Source organism: Streptosporangium sp. H13245 (genome assembly GCF_055690525.1).
Map to the genome: position 1 here is coordinate 71,835 of NZ_JBSZKT010000024.1, position 19,416 is coordinate 91,250.

Genomic DNA, 19,416 nt, shown 5'->3' on the forward strand with positions numbered 1-19,416 from the left:
TTCCCCGGGGCCGCGGGCCTTTGCCCTGCCTCGTGACACACGCGCTGACCTGCGGCGCAAACGTAGCGCACGCCGAGATGCGCTAAGCGGTCAGACCGTGGTAGTGTCGCTTTAGCGCATCACGAGGTGCGTTAAAAGTGAGGGTGCTCATGCGGGTTCCGCAGTCCCCGGCTTGACGAAGCCGCCCCGCTCGGCCGCCTGCCCGCACGGAGTCCTGACTCCGGGCGGGCTGCGATCGGAATCCGCCTCATGTGAAGCCATGTGGGCGAACGGCGCACCGTACGGATTGCGGCGCGCGACACGCGGACACATGGCTGGCACCCGAACTCAGGTCGGCCGAAAGCCGGATACGCGCTTGAGCGACCGGAGCGGGCGGGCTGCGCCCCGTCCAAGCCGTTCCTGGAATTCCTGTCACCCCGTGGACATCCGTGAATCCGACCAAAGGGCGAATGTGGCGTTCACCTGCTCTGGAGGTAGAAACAATGACTGCTCAGGTCGCGCTGATCACCGGTGCCTCGTCGGGCATCGGCGCTGAGACGGCTCGCAAGATGAGAGCGAAGGGATTCACCGTCTACGGCGTCGCCCGGCGCACGGAACGGCTTGCCGCGCTCACCGACGGCGGAATCCGGACGTTCGAAATGGACGTGACCAACGACGACTCGGTCACCTCGGGGGTCAAGCGCGTCATTGACGAGGCCGGGCGTATCGATGTGCTGGTGAACAGCGCCGGCTACGGGTCGCTCGGCTCCGTGGAGGAGATCCCGCTCGATGACGGACGCCACCAGTTCGAGGTCAATGTCTTCGGGCCGATGCGTCTCACGCAGCTTGTGGTCCCGCACATGCGTGATCAGCGCTCCGGCCGGATCATCAACATCAGCTCGGTCGGCGGGAAGATCTACAGTCCGCTGACGGCTTACTACAACGGCAGCAAGCACGCGCTTGAAGTGATGAGCGACTGCCTGCGGTTCGAGCTCGCACAGTTCGGCATCGGTGTCGTCGTCGTCGAACCCGGTGGCACGAAGACGGAGTGGGGCTCGATCGCTGTCGCTCAGATCGAGAAGAACTCGGGTCATGGTCCGTACGCACGACAGGCCAAGGCCATGGCCGAGGGACTGGCTGCCGAAGGAGGGCAGGGGCAGCGGTACGTCCCGCCTTCGGTCGTGGCTGACATCATCGTGAAGGCAGCGACCACCAGGAAGCCCAAGACGCGCTACGCCGTCGGTTCCAGCACGAAGGCGGCCATCGCGCTTCGTCGGCTGCTGCCCGACCGCGCTTTCGACGCCATGATCTCGCGCACGTCCGGCGTTCCGCGCACCTGAATCCCAGACGGCACCGCAACGGGGCCGTTCTTGAAACGGCCGGACTGAGGCTGACGGGATCCCGTCTGATCATCATGATCAGGCGGGATCTTGTCGTTTCAAAGGTTTCCGAATCGGGTTCGCCCTGGTTTGGGAACCGGGGAACCGGGGAGCAGGGGGCCGGGAAGGTCCGGGTGGTGTCAGGTCGCTGGGCATGGCTCTGAAGTGCGGGTTATGGGACGGGTGGTGGCCTGCTCCGGCCCGTGAGCGGTGAGCGGTTGAGGCGCTCTGCTGGGATCTCGAAGATGTCGGCGGATGTGGCTCGTCTGGGGGCTGGCGGGTGTGGCGTCACTGGCCGAGGAAGTGGTCGTTGGCGACGGTGACGAGCAACGCGACCAGGATGGTCTGGGCGACGCGCCCATGGGCGAGCCTGTTCTTTCAAGAGTCGGTGAGGCGAGGTGACGTTTCGCCTCACCAGGGAAACGATCTTTAGGGCATATGTTCCAACCCAGGACGGCACCACTCGTGAACGCCCCCTGGTCATAGCGGCGACGCAGGCGACGCATCAGTCCCGTGCCGTCTCCATGAGGACCTCGAAGATCTGTTCTCGCCGAGCGAAGGAGTCATGTGTGAACACCGGACAGCCGCCGGTCACCGACCTGCACGAGCACTACCGGCGACTCCGCTCCAGCCGGCACTGGCTGGACGTGGCCATGTGCTGGACGGTGGTGGTCCCAGACAGCGGGAAAGCATTCACCCTGGACCAGATCGCCGCCCGGCTCGGCGGGGACACGTCACACCGGCTTCATGAGGCAGTACCACCCAGCGCCGTCATGCTCCCCTACGACGAGGACTATCCCGTGCTCGTCGATTGGTGCGGCTCCGCCGCCATGCTCTTGGAGGTCGACTACCTCGGATCAAGCCCCGCCGTACTCCAGCGGCTCAGCCAGGGGGCACGGGCCTACAGCGCCTGGTGGAACGTCAACAGCCATAACCGGCTGAGTTTCGCGGCCGGAGGCGAGCTCATCCTGACGATCGACGCGTTCGGTCCCGGGAGGCCGGAAGACCATGCCGGCATCGGTCGATGGCCTGAACTGCGGGAGATGACAGACTTCTTCGTCGACTTCGAGGAGCGCGACGAGGACTACGACTGGAAAGCCGCCATGCTCGCGGTCATCGACCACACCACAGGAGCAAGGCTGACCGGCGAGTGGCTGGAGCGACCACACCCGTACACAACGGTCCGTATGCCCGACGCGGCACGCTGAACCCCTGAATGCCCGGCTGGGAAGCGATCTTCGTCAGGGCGTCATCGCCGCTGCTCGACCGCACTCGTGAACGCCCCACCAGGGGCCGTTCCTGAGTTGTCTCAGGAACGGTTGACAGGATCCCGTTCGATCGCTTGGTTGGGCGAAAGCGGTGGCCCCTGGCGGAGGGCGCCGGTGGATAGGCTCCTCTGCCTGCCTCGCAGGCCTTGTGGTCCCGGATCGGGTGCGCCGGAGATCGACCCCCGGGCATCTTCGGCCGGGCGCTCGTGGCCGGTGCACCTGGAGCGGTGCCGCCACACGGTCAGCCGGGCCCGGTGGCTCCGGTGATCAGTACGAACAGCGGCAGGCCCATGTTGTGGATGGCGTGGACGGCCACCGCGGGCCAGATCGAACCGCTGCGGCGCATCACCTCGGCGGCGATGACGCCCACCACGAGCGCCGTGGTCATGGCGAGGTTGATGCCGTGGAAGAGGGCGAAGACCACCGAGCTGGACAGGACGCCGACGACGGGCCCGTAGCGCAGCAGGGCGTTGGCGACGACACCGCGGAAGAGGAACTCCTCGCCGATGGGGGTGAGGACGGACAGGAAGGCGAAGGTCAGGATCAGGGGCAGCACGCCGCCGCCGGCCGCGTCGTAGTACGAGCCTTGGGGATCGGCGTCGAACCCGATCAGGTTGATGACGGCGTAGTTCACCACGCCCTTGAGCACGAACGCGACCACGCCCGCGACCACGCCGATGCCCATCCAGCGCCAGGTGGTACGGCGCACGCCGAAGACGCCCCAGGAGCGGATGCGGATCAGCATGGCCGCGGCGAAGCCGATGAGGCAGACGATGCCCGACCAGGCGGCCAGGGTCAGCCCGTACACCACCCCGTCCAACCCCAGCCCCAGCGGGCCGAAGAACGGAGTCACGGCCACGGCGGCGGCCGCCGCGAGCAGGCCGACCGCGATCTCGGGCCAGCCCGGCCGCGCCGGGGAAGTGGTACCGGCCGGGTCCGGCTGCCGCGGGTGGTCTGCATGGTCAGTCGACATGGTGGTGAACTCCTTGCTTTCTGGTTTCGATGGGGGTCGCCGGGTCCGGCGTGTGGCGTCCGGCGCGTACCGGCCGGTGTGGTGTCGTCCGCGCCCGAGGGTGATCCGTGCCGATCGCCGTCATCGGCGCGGCTCCCAGCGGAAGATCCGGGAGGCCAGTGCGACGGCGACGACGACCCAGCCCAGGGTGGGCGCCAGGAGGATCAGGGAGTCCGCGAGAGGGGCGCCGCCGTTCCAGGCGTTGAGGACCAGTTCGGTGGCCGAGCCGCCCGGAAGCAGCCGTTTGAGCAGGGTGAGCTCCTCGGTGCCGGTGATCCCCACCCAACTGGTCACGGCGATGGTGCCGAGGCTGACGGGCAGTGTGGTCACCTGGGCGTGTTCGGGGGAGTTCGTCACTCCCGCGGTGGCCAGTCCCAGGCCGAGCATCATGATCACCATCGAGAGGGTGGCCGCCACCAGGAGGAGGACGTTGTCCGGTTCGCCGGTGACCACGGCCAGCGCGGTCATGATCACGGCCACCTGGACCAGCGAGATGACGGTGATCGGGAGGAGCAGCCCGGAGAGGATGGCGGCGTCGCCCGCCGCGGTGGAGCGCAGCCGCTTGAGGAAGAGGTTCTGCCGACGTGAGGCCAGGGTGGTGACCGCGGTGGTGTAGAGCCCGAACGCCCCGACGGTGAACATGACCACCGCCGCGATGTATCCGAGGCTGCCCAGGGCCGCGAAGCCCTCGTGCTGGTAGATGAAGACCGCGCTGACCGCCGCGGGCATGAGGAGACTGGTGACCAGGATCAGCCGGTTCCGGAAGATCTGGATCAGCTCACTGAGAGCGATCGAGAGCATGGCGAAGGTCCTTTTCGCTGGGAGGGGTCCGGGGTTAGGGCTGGTCGCTGTCGAGGGCGCGGAAGACGTCGTCGAGCCGGGTCGGTCCGGCCTGGAGCTCTCGCAGCTCCACCGCGTGGTCCTGCGCCCAGCGGAGCAGGGTGTGCAGGTCTTTCTGCAGGCCGAAGGTCTCGATGAGGAACCTCCCGTCACCCTCGCTGGTGGCCTGCAGCGGTAGCGCGGGCGCGGGGGGCGCGAGGGAGAAGCGGATGGCGGCCGGTAGCGTCCGCGTCAGCTCGGAGACGGTTCCCTCCCGGTGGAGGGCGCCCTTGTGCATGAGGCCGATGCGGTCGGCGCGCTGCTGTGCCTCTTCCAGGTAGTGCGTGGTGAGCACGACGGTGGAGCCGTCTTCGCGCAGCTTGTCCACGGCGTCCCACAGATCGTCCCGGGACTGGATGTCCAGACCGGTGGTGGGCTCGTCCAGGAAGATCAGCTCAGGTGTTCCGTACACGGCGGTGGCGAAGTCCAGGCGTCGTTTCTCGCCGCCGGAGAGCTGGGACACCTTGGTGCCGGCCTTGCGGGTGAGGTCGACGACGCCGAGCACGCGGTCGACCTGGTCGGTGCGCCGCGTGAGTTTCCCGATCAGCCGGACCGATTCCCGCACCGTCAGGTCCGGCGAGAATCCGCTCTCCTGCAGCATGATGCCCATCCTGGGCCGCACGGCGTGCCGGTCGCGCGGGCTCTTCCCGAAGACCCGCACGGTGCCCGAGGTGGCGGCGCGGTGGCCTTCGACGGTCTCCAGGGTCGAGGTCTTCCCCGCCCCGTTCGTGCCGAGCAGCGCGTAGAGCTCTCCGGGCCGTACCTGGAAGGACAGGTCCTTCACGGCGTGGAAGTCGCCGTAGGTGAGGTTCAGGCGTTCAACGTCGATCACTGGTGTCGAGGTCATGTTGTCGATCCCAGCAGCCGCCGCGCCTGCCGGGCAGTGCGACCACGTCATGACCTCGCCATGACATTCCTTGGGTGAATATATGACGCAGCGTCACTGGTTTCACCACGGAACCGGAAGAATACTGGGCAGACCCCGCTGTTCGATCCTGGAGAGCCACCCGTGGACACCGAAGCCCCGCGCGTTCCGCCGATCGTCTTCCTTGTGGTCTGCGCGGCGTTCTTCCTCGCCGGTCTCAGGTCCGACGGCGTGGAGTCGTGGCCGATGTGGACGGCCGCGATCCTCGTCGTGGCGAGCGCTCTGCCCGGTTTCGCCCGGCCCGACGGTTTCGCGGCCCGGTGAGGCCGGCTCGGGCAGGGGCACCCACGATGTCCGAGCGCACCGAGAGGACGCGGGGACGGCTGCGCAGGCTCAACCTCGTCATGTTCCTGCCGCTGCTCGCCGTCGTGGGGGCGCTGCTGGTGGCGATGGACGCCGCGAACTGGTGGCAGGCCGCTGTCCTGGGGGTGGGCGTGGTCGCGGCCCTGGTGACCTTCGTACAGTGGGCGGCGCGCGACATCTCCCGCGTCGCGTTCCCCTGCCTGGTCGTCACCGCGGCCGTATGGGCCCTCGGCGCGCTGGTGATGGGCAGTGACACGGCGTTCTACGGCATTTTGATCGTGGGCTCCCTCACCGTCCCCCAGCTGCCGCGCCACCGAGGCTGGGCGGCCCTGGCGCTGATCGTCTACGTCGCCGCGGTGGGCGCGGCGAGACTGCTGGTCACACAGGAGGACGTCTCCGGTGTTCTGATCGGATACGTCATCGTTCCCGCGGGCGTCACCGCGGTGATGACCGGCCTGATGTTCCCCAACCAGAGGTTCTACGGCCTCGTCGCGGAGCTGGAGGAGGCGCGGGAACGCGAAGCCGAGGTGGCCGTCATCCGGGAACGCATGCGTTTCGCCAGTGATCTGCACGACATCCAGGGCCACACGCTGCACGTGGTGAAGCTGAAGATCGCGTTGGCCCAGAAGCTGGTGCACAGCGACGCCGAACGGGTGGAGCAGGAGCTGCGCGAGGTGCACGCCCTGGTCAGTGACACCATCACCCAGACCAAGGAGCTCGCCTACGCTCAGCGGCGGCTCAACCTGTCCGCGGAGCTGGAGAACGCGAAGAACCTCTTCGAGGCCGCGGGCATCCGCGTACGCGTCGACCGTGAGGCCGAGGTCGACGCGCACACGGGCGAGCTGCTCGGCCAGGTTCTGCGCGAGACGACGACCAACATCCTGCGGCACGCGCAGGCCGAGCAGGTGCGCATCACCCTGTCGGAGTCGGGCATCGCCATCGTCAACGACGGCGTACGGGAGACTCCGCCTCCCGAACTGCGGGGGCTCGCCACGCTCAGGGAACGGGTGATGAGCAACGGAGGCGAGCTGACGGTGGAGCAGAAGGACGGGCGTTTCCTGACGGCCGCGGCATTCCCGCACGGCCGTTCGGACACTGCTCTCTGAAGAGGGGAAGGACGATCGATGACCACCGTGGTACTCGCCGACGACGAGGCGCTCCTGCGCAAGGCGCTGGCGGCGCTGCTTCCCCTGGAGGGTGAGATCACCGTGCTCGCCGAAGCGCAAGAAGGTGAGGAGGCCGTCCAGGCCACGCTGCGGCACCGGCCCGACGTGCTCGTCATCGATCTGGAGATGCCCGGTATGGATGGGCTCGCCGCCGTCGCGGAGATCCGCCGTGCGCGGCCGGAGCAGGTGATCCTCATGCTGACCCGCCATGCCAGGCCCGGGGTGCTGCGCAAGGCGCTGAAACTCGGGGTGCAGGGCTTCGTCAGCAAGTCCGCGGAACCGGCGCACATCGTCTCGGTCATCGCGACCCTGCACGAGGGCAAGCGATGGATCGACCCGGACGTCTCCGCCCTCGCCGTCATCGACGACTGCCCGCTCACCGACCGCGAGATCGACGTGCTGCGAGCGACCCGCGAAGGCTACTCGGTCGCCGACATCGCCACCCGGCTCCACCTGGCGGAGGGCACGGTACGCAACTACCTTTCGAACGCGATGCAGAAGACCCAGACCCGGACCCGGCACGAAGCGGCACGGTACGCGCGCGAGCACGACTGGCTGTGAGCGCCGACGGCGGAGAATGACGCCTCCGGGCCGATGGCGATCGCGTTCTGGACCCTGCGCGGAGACTTCTCCCCGGCCTGGTGGATACCGAACCTCTACCTCATGCTCTTTCCCGTCCCGGGGATCATCCGTCTCACGGCTCGCACGAGGGGATTGGCGCCACGACATCCGGATGCCGCGGGCGGCGACCGATCCCGCCGCGAGGGGCCTCGGGAGGAGCGTCGGCGTTTTCTCACGGGAAACGATCAGGCCGATTCCGGGAAGCGATCTTCAGGTGAACATCTCACCGGAGGCCGTTCTTGGGCCGGCTCAGGAACGGTTGACGAGATCCCGTCGATTTCGTCGTTTCCTGATCGGGCTCGGCCTCGTGGCTTGAAGCATCAGTGGCTTGGAGCATCATCGGAGTGACTGGATCGCCCGGCGGGTCGGGCGTGTGGTGGTCACCTCGGGGGCGGCCCTCACCGTGATGCCGTGCCGTACAGCGGTCGCCGCCGTGGCGTCATCGCGCTGTGAGATACCGGCTGACCTGCGAGAACGAGGTATCCTGCAAGGGAGCCGAGTGCCTCGTGGTGAGGGGGAGGACACGTGGCGACGCTCTTGTCGATCAATGTCGGCCTGCCCGAGGACGTTCCGTGGCACGGAACGACGGTGCACACCGGGGTGTGGAAGCGCTCCGTGGCCGGGCCGCGCACGGTACGCCGTCTGAACATCGACGGGGACGGCCAGGGAGACCTTCAGGGGCACGGCGGCGAGCATCGCGCGGTGCTGGTCTACCAGATCGACTCCTACCGGCACTGGCAGGAGGAGTTCGGCCGCGACGACTTCGTCTACGGGCAGTTCGGGGAGAACTTCACGGTCGACGGGCTGCCCGACGACGAGGTGTGTGTCGGCGACCGCTACCGCGTCGGGGAGGCGGTGTTCGAGGTCACCCAGCCCCGGGTCACCTGCTACCGGGTGGGCCTGCGGATGAACGAGCCGCGGATGGCGGCCCTGCTGGTGTCCCACCGGCGTCCCGGGTTCTACCTCCGGGTGATCACCGAAGGGCGGGTGGAGGCGGGCGACGAGATCGTCAAGGTCGCCTCCGGTCCGGAGGCGATGTCCGTGGCGGAGATCGACGCCCTGCTCTACCTGCCGGGGCACCCCCGCGACCGGCTGGAGCGGGCGCTGCGCATCCCCGCGCTGAGCGAGGGCTGGCGGGCGTCCCTGCGCGCCCTGCTCGACCGGCCCGACGACAAGGGTACGGAGAAGGAACCGGCGGGAAACCCGGGGCTGGCACCCGCCGCGGCCGGGCCGCCGCCCGCCTGGCCGGGGTTCCGGCCGCTGCGGATCACCCGGATCGACGCCGAGAGCCGCAGCGTGTTCTCGCTGACCCTGGAGGCCCCCGGCGGAGAGCCGCTGCCCGCCGCCCTGCCGGGCCAGTTCCTCACCGTACGGCTGCGCTCCGAGAACGGCGGCCCACCGGTCATCCGCAGCTACTCGCTGTCCGGCCCTCCCGACGCCGGTCGCTACCGGATCAGCGTCAAGCAGGAGCCCGGGGGCGCCGCCAGCACCTACCTCCGTACCCACTCGCGTGTCGGCGACCTTCTCGACGTGGCGGCGCCGCGCGGCACGTTCACCCTGCGAGAGGGCGACGCCCCGGTCCTGCTGCTCTCGGCGGGCATCGGCGCGACCCCCGTCCTCGCCATGCTGCACGCCCTCGCCGCCGCCCGCTCGACCCGTGAGGTGTGGTGGCTGTACGGCACGCGCGACGGCACGGAACACCCGTTCGCCGCGGAGAGCCGCGACCTTCGCACCCTGCTTCCCAACGCGCACGAGCACGTCTGCTACAGCCACCCCGCGCCCGGCGACCGCGAGGGAGCCGACTACGACACGGTGGGACGGCTGTCGGTCGAACTCCTCGGCCGCCTCGGCGTCCCGCACGCCGCCGACGCCTACCTTTGTGGTCCTCCCGCCTTCATGCGCGACCTGCCGCCCGCCCTCGTCGCCTCCGGACTCGCCCCCGCGAGCGTCCACACGGAGGTCTTCGGCGCGCAGGCGGCGCTGACGCCGGGGGTGACCCCGGCAGCCGCCCGCCCCCCGCACCCGCCCCCCGGCGCGCCGGGAACCGGGCCCGCCGTCACGTTCGCGCGCAGCGGCCTCACCGTCCCCTGGAACCCCGCCTACGCGAGCCTGCTCGACCTCGCGGAGGCGTGCGATGTGCCGACCCGCTGGTCGTGCCGTACCGGGGTCTGCCACACCTGCGAGAGCGGCCTGCTGTCCGGCACGATCGGCTACTCGCCGGAGCCGGTGGAGGCCCCCGCCGACGGCAACGCGCTGATCTGCTGCTCGCAACCCCGCGAGGACCTCATCCTCGACCTCTGACGCCCTCGCCCGCCGTTTTCGGCCACGTACGCCGGTTTCGATCCTGACGTCCTGGCCCACCGGTGAGGACGCCGGTGGCGTCGGTGATCAGGTGATGTCCGCGTCTCCCTTTCAGGGCTGTGACGTGGGAGGAGTCCACCGCTGCCCGGGGACGGAGAATCGGTGGCCCGCGCCGACCAGGTATTGAGCGGTGGCAAGCGCGACAAAGGCTGACATACAGACCACCACCTGAGTTCGATTTCGGTAGTTTGACTAGCTCTGAACCACCGATATCGCAACAGAAGGGACTGGGCAACGTGGTCGACGACCCCGGTTTGAAGGCGCTGGGCGAGGCCGCTCGCCTTTCCCCGGACAACCTGCCCCTGCGCCGGCACCTGGCCGAGCAGCTGCTGAGCAAGGGGTACCTGGCCGACGCGGAGGCCGAGTTCCGCGCCGCGCTCGTGCTCGCGCCCAAGGACCCGGACATCACGGCCGGGCTGGCCGAGGCGTTCGTCCGGCAGAGCTCGTACGGGGAGGCGCTGTCCGCGCTGGAGCCGCTGCTCGCCCTGGGCGGATACCCGCCGCGCGTGGGGATACTGGCGGCCCGTGCCCTGCTGGGTGAGGGGAGCGTGCACAAGGCGGCCTACCGCTACCACGAGGCGGTCTCGCGTGACCCGTCCGTCGCGGACGCCGACCTGGCGGCCCGCCTGGTGATCCCGCTGCCCGCCGCCACCGCGCCATCCGCGCCACCTGTGTCACCCGCGCCGCCCCAGCCCGCCGGGACCGCGTACCTGGGGCCTTCCTCGGCGACCCACGAGCGGTCCAGCGCTGAGGTCGAGCGGTCGGCCTCCAGTTTCGCCGACGTCGCCGGGATGGACGAGGTCAAGGAGGCGCTCCGGGTCAAGCTGCTGCTGCCCGTCCAGCAGCCCGAGCTGTTCGCCGCCTTCGGCAAGCGCGCCGGGGGCGGCGTCCTGCTGTACGGGCCGCCGGGAGTCGGGAAGACGCACCTGGCCAGGGCCGCCGCCGGTGAGCTCGGCGCGGCGTTCGTGAGCGTCGGGCTGGCCGACATCCTCGACATGTACATCGGCTCCAGCGAGCGGAACCTGCGCGCCACGTTCGACCTGGCCCGCCGCCACCGGCCCTGCGTGCTGTTCTTCGACGAGGTGGACGCGCTGGCCGCGCGCCGCTCCGACATGCGGCAGGTGCACAGCCGTCAGCTCGTCAACCAGTTCCTGTCGGAGCTGGACGGTGTCGACCAGAGCGCGAACGAGGGCGTCCTGGTGCTCGCCGCCACGAACGCGCCCTGGTACATCGACGTGGCGTTCCGCCGTCCTGGCCGGTTCGACCAGCTCGTCTTCGTACCGCCGCCGGACGCGGAGGCGCGGGCGGCGATCCTGCGCATCCTGTGCCGTGACAAGCCGCTGGCGGAGGTCGACTTCGGCGCGGTGGCCAAGGTCACCGACCAGTTCGTCGGCGCCGACCTCAAGGGTCTGGTGGACCGGGCGGTCGAGGTCAAGCTGCAGGAGTCGATCCGCGCGGGCCGGCCGATCCCGCTGTCCACCCGCGACCTGCTGGCCGCGGCCAAGGCGACCAGGCCCACGGCGGTACGCGAGTGGATGGCCACCGCGCGCAACTACGTGATGCACGCCAACGAGTCGGGCGCCTGGGACGAGCTCATGCCCTGGATCCAGCGCAAATGGTGAAGACGGACGACCCGCTGGCGCGGGCACAGCTGTTACTGCAGATGGGCCGCCCCGCGGACGCCGAGCGCGAGCTGCGCGGCGTCCTCGCCGAGAAGCCCCAGCACATCGGCGCGCACGCGCTGCTGGGCCTGGCGCTGGTCCAGCAGGGCCGTACGGGCGAGGCGCTGGAGGAGTCGCGCGAGGCGGTGGGGCTCGCGCCCGACAACTGGATGCCGCACTACCTGTCCGGCCAGGTGCACTACCGGGCGAGGCTGGTCGAGGAGGCCGCCCGCGCGGCCACCGCCAGTCTCGCCCTCCATCCCGAGTACGCCCCCTCCTGGGAACTGCTGGCGCGCGTGCACATGACGCGGCGTAACTGGGCCCAGATGGCCGAGTGCGCCGGCCGCGGCCTCGGGCTGGAGCCGCAGGACGCCGACCTGGCCGCCCTGCTGGCGATCGCGCTGACCATGCTCGGGCGGCACGAGCAGGCCAGGGCCGTCGCCGCCCAGGCCGTGGGCAACGACCCGGAGAGCACGCGGGCGCACTGGGCCTACGGCCGCGCCGCGCTGGCCGCCGGTGACCCGAGGACCGCCGCCGAGTCCTTCCGCGAGGTGCTCCGCCTGGACCCGGGCTTCGAAGCGGCCAGGGACTCCCTGGTGTTCGCGCTGAAGGAACGCAATCCGGTCCACCGGACGCTGTCGCGGCTGCGGCGGCGGTTCGTGGTCGGCTGGAGGACGCTGTTCCTGCTGCCCGCGCTGCCGCCGGTCATCCTGGTGTTCGTGATCGTCGCGCTGCTGCACTGGGCGGCGTGGATCGCCGAGTCCTGGACCACGCTCCGCCTGGCCAGGGCCAAGGCCACCCGGCTGCTGTTCGAGGGCGCCGCGGCCCGGGTGTCCATGCTCTGCCTGGGCCTGCTGGCGGTGGGCGCGACCCTGCTCGGCCTGGGTGTCGGGCTCGGCGAGGAGGTGCTCGGGGCGGCCGGGGTGGCGACCATGGCGCTGATCACCCCCGTCCAGGAGGCCGCCCACACCGGTTCCCCGGCCGGGCGGCGCGTCCTGTACGGCTGGGCGATCCTCCTCACGGTGGCGGCCCTCGGCACGCTGGTCACCTCCGTCTTCCCCCCGGTTCTCCTCACGACCTACGCCGCGCTGGCCACGATCTGGATCGCGGCGGGCGTACGGAAGATCTTCCGCCCCCGCCGGGAGGTCTAGGGCGCTCGGGCGGCGGGGGCCGTTCCCGAGCCGACTCGGGAACGGCTGACGAGATCCCGTTCGATCGGGCGGGATCTCGTCGTGAGGTGAACGCCCGGGCCGCTCCCCAGTCCAGTGAGGTGATCCTGAGTTCACGCCGCGTCGCGCCCGGCTCCATCGTCCCGTGACGACCGGGTGCTGTTCCTGTCGGTGGCGGTTGACAGCATGACGACATGACCATGCGGCCTCTCGACATCTCCTGGCTCCGCGGCGAGTACGCCGAGGAGTGCTACAGCTTCATCTACGTCCGTGCCACGCCCGAACAGGTGGTCGCCCGCCTCGGCGGCCGATGGGAGGACTTCACGCCGGGCCCCTTCCCCGACGATCCGGATTACTACTCACGCTCCGAGAAGCCGCTCGGCGTCACCCCCATCGGCGACTGGACGTTCGTTTTCGACTCCGACTGGCTCGGCACCCGCGAGGACGTGATCACCGAACTCTCCAGGGGCACCCGCCTCGTCTCCCAAGCCGCTCTCGGCATCAAGGACATGGACTACTTCCACTGGTGTGAGGACGGCGAGATCCGATTGGCCTGGGGCGGCGACGACGGAGATCCGACGGAGATCCCGGACGAACTCGTGGACGCGATGACGGAGATCGACAGGCTCTACCCGTCGGGTCCCCGGCTCTACCGAGGGCCCGCCTTCCTGCTCGTCGAGCACCTGACCGGGATCAGGGCGACGGAGCGGCTGCTGAAGGGCACCACGTTGATGTGGGGCGTCGTCCCAGAACCGACCACCTCGTAATTCTGGTCGGATTGGTGATTTCAAGGTCCTTGGTGTGGCCCATGCGAGCCGGTGGTGTGACCTCGTATGTGACCTCGGACGGAGGCGTGGATGTCCGACCGTGGGCGGATGCCGCGTGATCTGGTGAGGCGATAGCGTCCCATCATGGAACGGGCTGGATGGCGGCGCGGTGGAAGGGGCGTCACCGACGCGGCGGTGGCGGTCGCCGTGGCGCTGCTCGTCAGGTACGCCATCGTCGATCCGCCGGGGCCGTCGTCACCGTGGCCCGCGTGGTCGGCCTGGCTGGTGGCGGCGGTCCTGAGCCTTCCGATCGCCGTCCGGCGGCACCGGCCGCGGGCCATGCTCGCCGTCGCGTGCGCCGCGGGCACGGGGGTGACCGTGGCCGGTGCCGTCGCGGCGGGCGCGATCTGGCTGACCTTCGTGCCGACCGTGCTCGTGCTGTACCCGGTGGCCACCACCGTCTCGATCGCCTGGTCGGTGGCGGGCCTGGCGGCCTGCCTGTCCGCCGCGGTGACCGCGATCCTGATCTTCTACGCGCAGGTGTTCCCCGGTCTCGCGCTCGCGGCGGCGCCCAGCGAGCTACCGGCGGCCTGGCCGATCGAGATCGGTACGATCGGGGTGCTCCTGACCGTCACGTGGGCCCTCGGGACGGCCGTGCGCTGGAAGCGGGACACGACCGCCCGCCTCGTCCGCCACCTCGCCGACGCCGCGGTGACCGACGAGCGCAGGCGCATCGCCCGCGAACTGCACGACGTCATCGGCCACAGTATGAGCCTGATCGCCGTCAAGGCCACCGTCGCCAACCACGTCGCCGACGCCCGCCCGCAGGAGGTACGCGCCGCGCTGGCCGTCATCGAGCAGACCAGCCGCAGTACGCTCACCGAGATCCACCGGGTGCTCGACCTGCTGCGTTCCGACGGCGATCCCCGGCGGGACCCCGTGCCCACGCCCGGCATGGCCGACCTGCCCGAGCTGGCCGCCCACGCCCGTTCGGCCGGGGTCGAGGTGGAGCTGACCGTCCGCGAGGAGGCCGCGCTGCCCGCCGCGGTCGCGATGTCGGTGTACCGGATCGTGCAGCAGGCCCTGACCAACGTCGTCACCCACGTGGGGCCGACCCGCTGCGCGGTCACCGTGGACGCCGACAGGCGGGAGGCGGTGATCGAGGTCGTCGACGACGGCCCCCGCCACGGCCGGCCGCCGCGCGCGAGCGGCGGCGAACACGACGGACACGGCGGACACGGCCTGGTCGGCATGCGGGAACGGACCAAGATGTACGGGGGCGCGTTCGACGCGGGGCCCCGGCCAGAAGGAGGCTTTCGCGTGTCGGCTCGACTGCCCTACGACCCGGACGGCACCGCGGCATGAGCGTCGACGACACGGGTGCCGGACCGCACGACTCGTCCCCGCCCGTCCGGGTCCTGCTCGCCGAGGACCAGGCCCTGATCCGCGACAGCCTCAAGGTCCTCATCGACGCCACACCGGGGCTGACCGCGGTGGGTGAGGCGGGCACCGGTGCCGAGGCCGTGCTCCTGGCCCGCCGGCACCGGCCCGACGTCGTCCTGATGGACGTGCGGATGCCGGACATGGACGGCATCGAGGCGACCCGGCGCATCCACGCCGACCCCGCCTGCGCCGACGTGCGCGTACTGATCCTCACCACGTTCGACCTGGACGAGTACGTGTACGCGTCGCTGCGGGCGGGGGCGAGCGGCTTCCTGCTCAAGAGCGCCACGGCGGCCGAGCTGCTCGCCGCCATCCGGGTCGTCGCCTCCGGCGAGGCGCTGCTCGCACCCACCGTCACCCGCCGGCTCATCACCGAGTTCCTGCGGGGCCCTCATTCCACCCGGGTCGTACGGGGCCTCGATGACGTCACCCCGCGCGAACGCGAGGTGCTCACCCTCATCGGCAGGGGGATGTCCAACGCCGAGATCGCCGAGCACCTGCACCTCACCGTCGGTACGGTCAAGACCCACATCGGCCGCCTCCTGGCCAAACTGCGGGCCCGGGACCGGGCTCAGCTCGTCATCGCCGCCTATGAGGGCGGGCTCATCGTTGGTTCGGACGGCCATCGGTGACCGGTCCGCCCCTCTCCGGACGTCCGTCGGCCGCTCCCGGGACGGTCGGCACCGGTCCGGATCGTCATCCTCTCGGGCCGAAGCCCGTCATGAGGACGTGCACGCCGATGAGGACGGCGACCCAGATCATGGCGCGTCTGGTCGGCGGGGGGCCGCCGCGCAGCAGCGAGACGCCCAGGGGGATGAGGGCGACGCAGAGGCCGCCCACGGCGACGAAGGACTGCGGTTCGGTGCCTTTGAGCGTCCCGAGCGCGAGCGCCGACATCAGGCCGAGCGCGATCGAGCGGCCCAGGCCCAGGGCGCCGGACCGGTAGGCGCCGACGGCCAGCACGACCCAGCCGAAGAAGGCGGGCCCGGACAGGGACCTGAACGGGTGCCAGACCGTGTCCCGCCATGCCAGGTAGTAGCCGTCGATGCCGGTGAGCATGGTCCGCAGGCCGAGGGCGTCGGTCAGGTGGAAGGCCAGGTGGTCGGTGCCGAACTGGAAGGTCCGGGTGAACAGGCCGACGATCACCAGGCAACCGCCCCACAGTCCCCACAGCGGGTTGGTGGTGGCGATCCGCTGTGCCAGCGTCATGATCGCCGGCCACAGCAGCACGAACCCGCTGGCGAAGCAGGCGTAGGCGGCGGTGACGAGGGCTGGATGCCGGGTGTAGGCGGTGAGCTGGTAAGGGACGAAGTAGTAGAACGGGGAGCGCAGGAGAGTCCCGGCCATGATCAGGGTAGGACCGCCGATCAGCGAGATGACGCTCACCCACCGGCCGGGAAACGGGGGTTGGCGGTCCAGGTTGGCGGCGGCGTTGGCGGCCCGCCGGTCCGCGCCGGCCCGCCGCCATCGCGTGATGCGCCCGCCAGGATCAATCTTCATGGATCGCCGCCCGCCCTGTCCGTGTCGGTGCGCCCGGACCGGTATGTCGGGGCACACCAAGATGGTGCGGGGCGACGCGGGGGGCGCGCGTCTGGCTCGGGTCGCATCTTGGCGGGCGGGTACGAGCAGGTGGTGCGACCCCAGACGGACGTACGTGTCCGACCGTGGGCAGATGCCGGGTGATCCGCTGAGGCGATAACCTCGCGCCCTGGAGGGAGCGGCGGCCCGTCGCCGAAGAGCGTCACGGCAGTCCCTGGCCGGGGTTCTCACGGCCGTAGCCGTCGCGTCGCGGGTGACTTCCGCTCGTACGGCACCACGGCGGAAGCCGCGCGGTTCGTCATACGCCCGGGGCCGAACCCGGGGTCGGGCCCGAGCGGGACGGTACACACGCTGGGGGCCGCAGGCCGAAGCGGTCATGAGCACGCGCCCCCGGTTCGGCTCCTCGGGGGCCGGAGGGGCGCGTGCGTCTCACAGGGTCACGCGTAGAGGCTCACGCGTAGAGGAAGTAGTAGCGGTAGCGGTTCTCCCACTCGCATGAGTAGTCGTCCCACCAGTCCTGGGTGACGCCCTGAGTTCCGATCCGCTCGCACTCCGAGTGTTCCTTGAAGACACCGGCCAGCCTCTCGGCGTGTGCCGGGGCGGCGCCGATCGTCAGCGACACTCCGAGAACCATGACGGCCGAGACGAGAACAGCGCGTACCTTTCGCATTCGTCCTCCTGTGACTGGGGAGATCATGAAGCTGGACATTACCACTCATCACGCGTCAGGAAAATTGTCACGTTCGGATCGGCCGCGGGGAGGAGCTGAAACGTCCGGCGGCGTTGTCGCCCGATGACACATGTTTCACCGGTGTTTACCGCCGGTAAAGCCGGTATTGCTTCCCGGGTCGTCTGTTCTCGGCGGGTTCCGGCTTCCGTCCAATTCCAGACGTGGCGGTCGCGAAAGGCCTCGCAGGCGCGTATCCGACTGCCTGTGCATGCCATGGATGCTCTGTGCTGCCTTCGTCCTGCATGATCTGTAAAGTACGATTTATGCCGCTTTTCCTGTTCGATGGAAACGACACGCAGAAAACTTTGACCATCGTCACTTACGTGTCATATCGTCGCCCCGCCCATATCGATGTAAGCCGCGACACTCGACCAGGACGTTGTTCTCGCAGGCGCTACGGTCAGCGTGCCGGTCGCGGCTGCCCCGGCACGGGAGAAGACACGGACGGTCACCGGGGAAGCGGCGATCATCCGACCCGACCGGAGTCGTACCATGCAAGCTCGAATCCGCACGGCCGCGATTGCCGGCATGGCGATGACCATGCTGGCCGTCCTCGGCGTGTCGGCGGCCTACGCGCCGCCGGCTCACGCCATGCAGGTGATCACTGACATCGCTTACGCACCCGCACAACCGGCTGGGAGCAGGGGACACCTGCTGGACCTCCACCTGCCGTCCACCGGCATGACGCCCCGGCCGCTGCTGATCTGGCACACCGGCTCGGCGTGGACGAGCGACGACGGCAAGGCAGGCGCGGACGCGATCGCGAGCATCTTCAACCCGCTGGGCTTCGCCGTGGCCGGCGTCAGCGTCCGGTCCAGCGGTCAGGCGATCTTCCCGGCCCAGGTGCACGACATGAAGGCGGCCATCCGCTGGCTGCGCGCGAACGCCGCCACCTACAACCTCGACCCCAATCGCTTCGCGATCATGGGCGACTCCTCGGGGGGCTGGCTGACGGAGATGGCCACCCTGTCCGGTGGCGTGGCGGCGATGGAGGGCACCGTCGGCACGACCGGCGTCTCCAGCGCCGTGCAGGTGGGAATCGCCTTCTACAGCCCGACCGACTTCCTGCAGATGAACGCGCAGAACCTGCCGACCGGCGGGCTCGACCACAACTCCCCGGCCTCCCCGGAGTCCCTCCTGGTCGGCTGCCCGATCCAGACCTGCCCGGCCACGGTGGCCCAGGCCAATCCGATGACCTACGCCGACGCCAACGACCCGCCGCTGATGTTCCTGCACGGCCAGGCAGACTTCCTGGTCCCGCACGGGCAGAGCGTCCTGCTCTACAACAGGATCAAGGCCCAGTGCGGCAAAGCCACGTTCGTCTCGGTGCCCGCCGCGGACCACATGATGCCCCAGATCATGGACCCCGCCCAGTACGGCCTGCAGACCGTCCGCACCACCACCGGCTGCGGCGAGACCGTCGGCACCGGCACGTTGAACCCCACCTGGCCCAACTTCACGACCTTCCTGCGCAGCGGGCTCAAGATGGGCACCTCCTGCGAGGTCACCTACTCCAACGGAGTCTGGAACGGCGCCTTCAACGGCAGCGTGTCCGTCAAGAACACCGGCACGACCCCCATCGACGACTGGACCCTGACGTGGGCCTGGTCGGGCAACCAGAACATCACGACCGCCTGGAACGCCGCGGTGACCCAGGTCGGCACCCAGGTGACGGCCCGTGACGCCGGCCACAACTCCTACATCGGCCCCGGCTCCAGCCAGAGCTTCGGCTTCGCGGCGACCGCCACCGGGACGAACGTCATTCCGGCCCAGTTCAAACTCAACAACATCGTCTGCACGAGAGTGCCCGCCTGAGACGACGCGCCGGGCCCGAGCCGAACAGGCGAAGGCCCGGCGCCGTTCTCCGGATTCTGGACCGTTACATTCGGGAAAACCGCCGCGTGTAGCGGAAAGACGCATTTCCGGAGTCCAGTACGTTCCGTCGAAACCCGATCACGGAATGTCGCCGACCAGATAGCCGGCTTTCATATTGCTTTCCCCGACGAGCCGCCCCTATTGTTGCCCCTGACGGCTCGTCGGCCTATTTTCCGTTGTTTTCATTGACCGGCCGGAGCCGCTTGATATCCCGGGGCCCGAAATAAATCGGATAAGCCGCCTTCCGCTGCCCGAAGGCCGTTGTCCGGGATCGTCGATGAGTTGATGAGTTAGGGGACGTGTGCGTACATCCAACATGTTCGTCAGGAGCCTTGGCGT

Annotated in this window: 18 protein-coding genes; 13 read left to right on the forward strand and 5 right to left on the reverse strand. The window is 69.5% G+C overall.

What is annotated here, in order from left to right:
• Positions 1–482: 482 nt before the first annotated feature.
• Both ACW9TB_RS27160 and ACW9TB_RS27165 read left to right on the forward strand, forming a co-directional pair.
• Positions 483–1,319 (forward strand): oxidoreductase, encoded by an 837-nt coding sequence (locus ACW9TB_RS27160; RefSeq protein ID WP_472750894.1) that lies wholly within the window; start codon positions 483–485, stop codon positions 1,317–1,319.
• Between the two features lie 608 nt (positions 1,320–1,927).
• Complete coding sequence (locus ACW9TB_RS27165) at positions 1,928–2,566, forward strand: DUF6461 domain-containing protein (protein ID WP_472750895.1); 639 nt, start codon at positions 1,928–1,930, stop codon at positions 2,564–2,566.
• Between the two features lie 301 nt (positions 2,567–2,867).
• Here ACW9TB_RS27165 and ACW9TB_RS27170 read toward each other — a convergent pair whose 3' ends face one another.
• The 3 genes from ACW9TB_RS27170 to ACW9TB_RS27180 form a co-directional block, all read right to left on the reverse strand.
• Positions 2,868–3,599, reverse strand: coding sequence for a lysostaphin resistance A-like protein (locus tag ACW9TB_RS27170; protein ID WP_472750896.1), 732 nt, complete (start codon positions 3,597–3,599; stop codon positions 2,868–2,870).
• 120 nt (positions 3,600–3,719) lie between these two features.
• Complete coding sequence (locus tag ACW9TB_RS27175; protein ID WP_472750897.1) at positions 3,720–4,439, reverse strand: ABC transporter permease; 720 nt, start codon at positions 4,437–4,439, stop codon at positions 3,720–3,722.
• Positions 4,440–4,473: 34 nt separating this feature from the next.
• Positions 4,474–5,364, reverse strand: a complete 891-nt coding sequence (locus ACW9TB_RS27180) for an ABC transporter ATP-binding protein (protein ID WP_472750898.1) — start codon at positions 5,362–5,364, stop codon at positions 4,474–4,476.
• 162 nt (positions 5,365–5,526) lie between these two features.
• Between ACW9TB_RS27180 and ACW9TB_RS27185 the strand changes: the two genes are divergently transcribed.
• The 10 genes from ACW9TB_RS27185 (at position 5,527) to ACW9TB_RS27230 (ending at position 15,565) form a co-directional block, all read left to right on the forward strand.
• Entirely contained in the window at positions 5,527–5,706 is a 180-nt protein-coding gene (locus ACW9TB_RS27185; RefSeq protein ID WP_472750899.1) for a hypothetical protein, read from the forward strand.
• A 26-nt stretch (positions 5,707–5,732) separates the two neighbouring features.
• Positions 5,733–6,851 (forward strand): sensor histidine kinase, encoded by a 1,119-nt coding sequence (locus tag ACW9TB_RS27190; RefSeq protein WP_472750900.1) that lies wholly within the window; start codon positions 5,733–5,735, stop codon positions 6,849–6,851.
• 18 nt (positions 6,852–6,869) lie between these two features.
• Positions 6,870–7,472, forward strand: a complete 603-nt coding sequence (locus ACW9TB_RS27195) for a response regulator (RefSeq protein WP_472750901.1) — start codon at positions 6,870–6,872, stop codon at positions 7,470–7,472.
• Between the two features lie 33 nt (positions 7,473–7,505).
• Positions 7,506–7,880: a DUF5360 family protein gene (locus ACW9TB_RS27200; protein WP_472750902.1), complete on the forward strand. Its 375-nt coding sequence runs from the start codon at positions 7,506–7,508 to the stop codon at positions 7,878–7,880.
• Positions 7,881–8,057: 177 nt separating this feature from the next.
• Positions 8,058–9,833 carry an MOSC domain-containing protein gene (locus ACW9TB_RS27205; RefSeq protein WP_472750903.1) on the forward strand — a complete coding sequence of 592 codons (1,776 nt, stop codon included), beginning with the start codon at positions 8,058–8,060 and terminating at the stop codon, positions 9,831–9,833.
• 296 nt (positions 9,834–10,129) lie between these two features.
• Positions 10,130–11,515: an AAA family ATPase gene (locus ACW9TB_RS27210; RefSeq protein WP_472750904.1), complete on the forward strand. Its 1,386-nt coding sequence runs from the start codon at positions 10,130–10,132 to the stop codon at positions 11,513–11,515.
• Positions 11,509–12,705 carry a tetratricopeptide repeat protein gene (locus tag ACW9TB_RS27215; protein ID WP_472750905.1) on the forward strand — a complete coding sequence of 399 codons (1,197 nt, stop codon included), beginning with the start codon at positions 11,509–11,511 and terminating at the stop codon, positions 12,703–12,705. Before ACW9TB_RS27210 ends, ACW9TB_RS27215 begins: the two co-directional genes overlap by 7 nt.
• A gap of 212 nt (positions 12,706–12,917) precedes the next feature.
• Positions 12,918–13,490, forward strand: a complete 573-nt coding sequence (locus ACW9TB_RS27220) for a DUF6461 domain-containing protein (RefSeq protein WP_472750906.1) — start codon at positions 12,918–12,920, stop codon at positions 13,488–13,490.
• 144 nt (positions 13,491–13,634) lie between these two features.
• On the forward strand, positions 13,635–14,855 hold the full coding sequence (locus tag ACW9TB_RS27225) for a sensor histidine kinase (protein WP_472750907.1): 1,221 nt from the start codon (positions 13,635–13,637) through the stop codon (positions 14,853–14,855).
• Positions 14,852–15,565, forward strand: a complete 714-nt coding sequence (locus ACW9TB_RS27230; protein WP_472750908.1) for a response regulator — start codon at positions 14,852–14,854, stop codon at positions 15,563–15,565. Before ACW9TB_RS27225 ends, ACW9TB_RS27230 begins: the two co-directional genes overlap by 4 nt.
• Before the next feature lie 64 nt (positions 15,566–15,629).
• Here the strand turns inward: ACW9TB_RS27230 and ACW9TB_RS27235 are convergent, their stop codons facing one another.
• Positions 15,630–16,433 (reverse strand): hypothetical protein, encoded by an 804-nt coding sequence (locus tag ACW9TB_RS27235; protein ID WP_472750909.1) that lies wholly within the window; start codon positions 16,431–16,433, stop codon positions 15,630–15,632.
• A gap of 490 nt (positions 16,434–16,923) precedes the next feature.
• On the reverse strand, positions 16,924–17,142 hold the full coding sequence (locus tag ACW9TB_RS27240; RefSeq protein WP_472750910.1) for a hypothetical protein: 219 nt from the start codon (positions 17,140–17,142) through the stop codon (positions 16,924–16,926).
• A gap of 588 nt (positions 17,143–17,730) precedes the next feature.
• Between ACW9TB_RS27240 and ACW9TB_RS27245 the strand changes: the two genes are divergently transcribed.
• A complete protein-coding gene (locus ACW9TB_RS27245) occupies positions 17,731–19,017 on the forward strand; it encodes a cellulose binding domain-containing protein (RefSeq protein ID WP_472750911.1) in 1,287 nt (428 codons plus the stop codon).
• Positions 19,018–19,416: the final 399 nt, after the last annotated feature.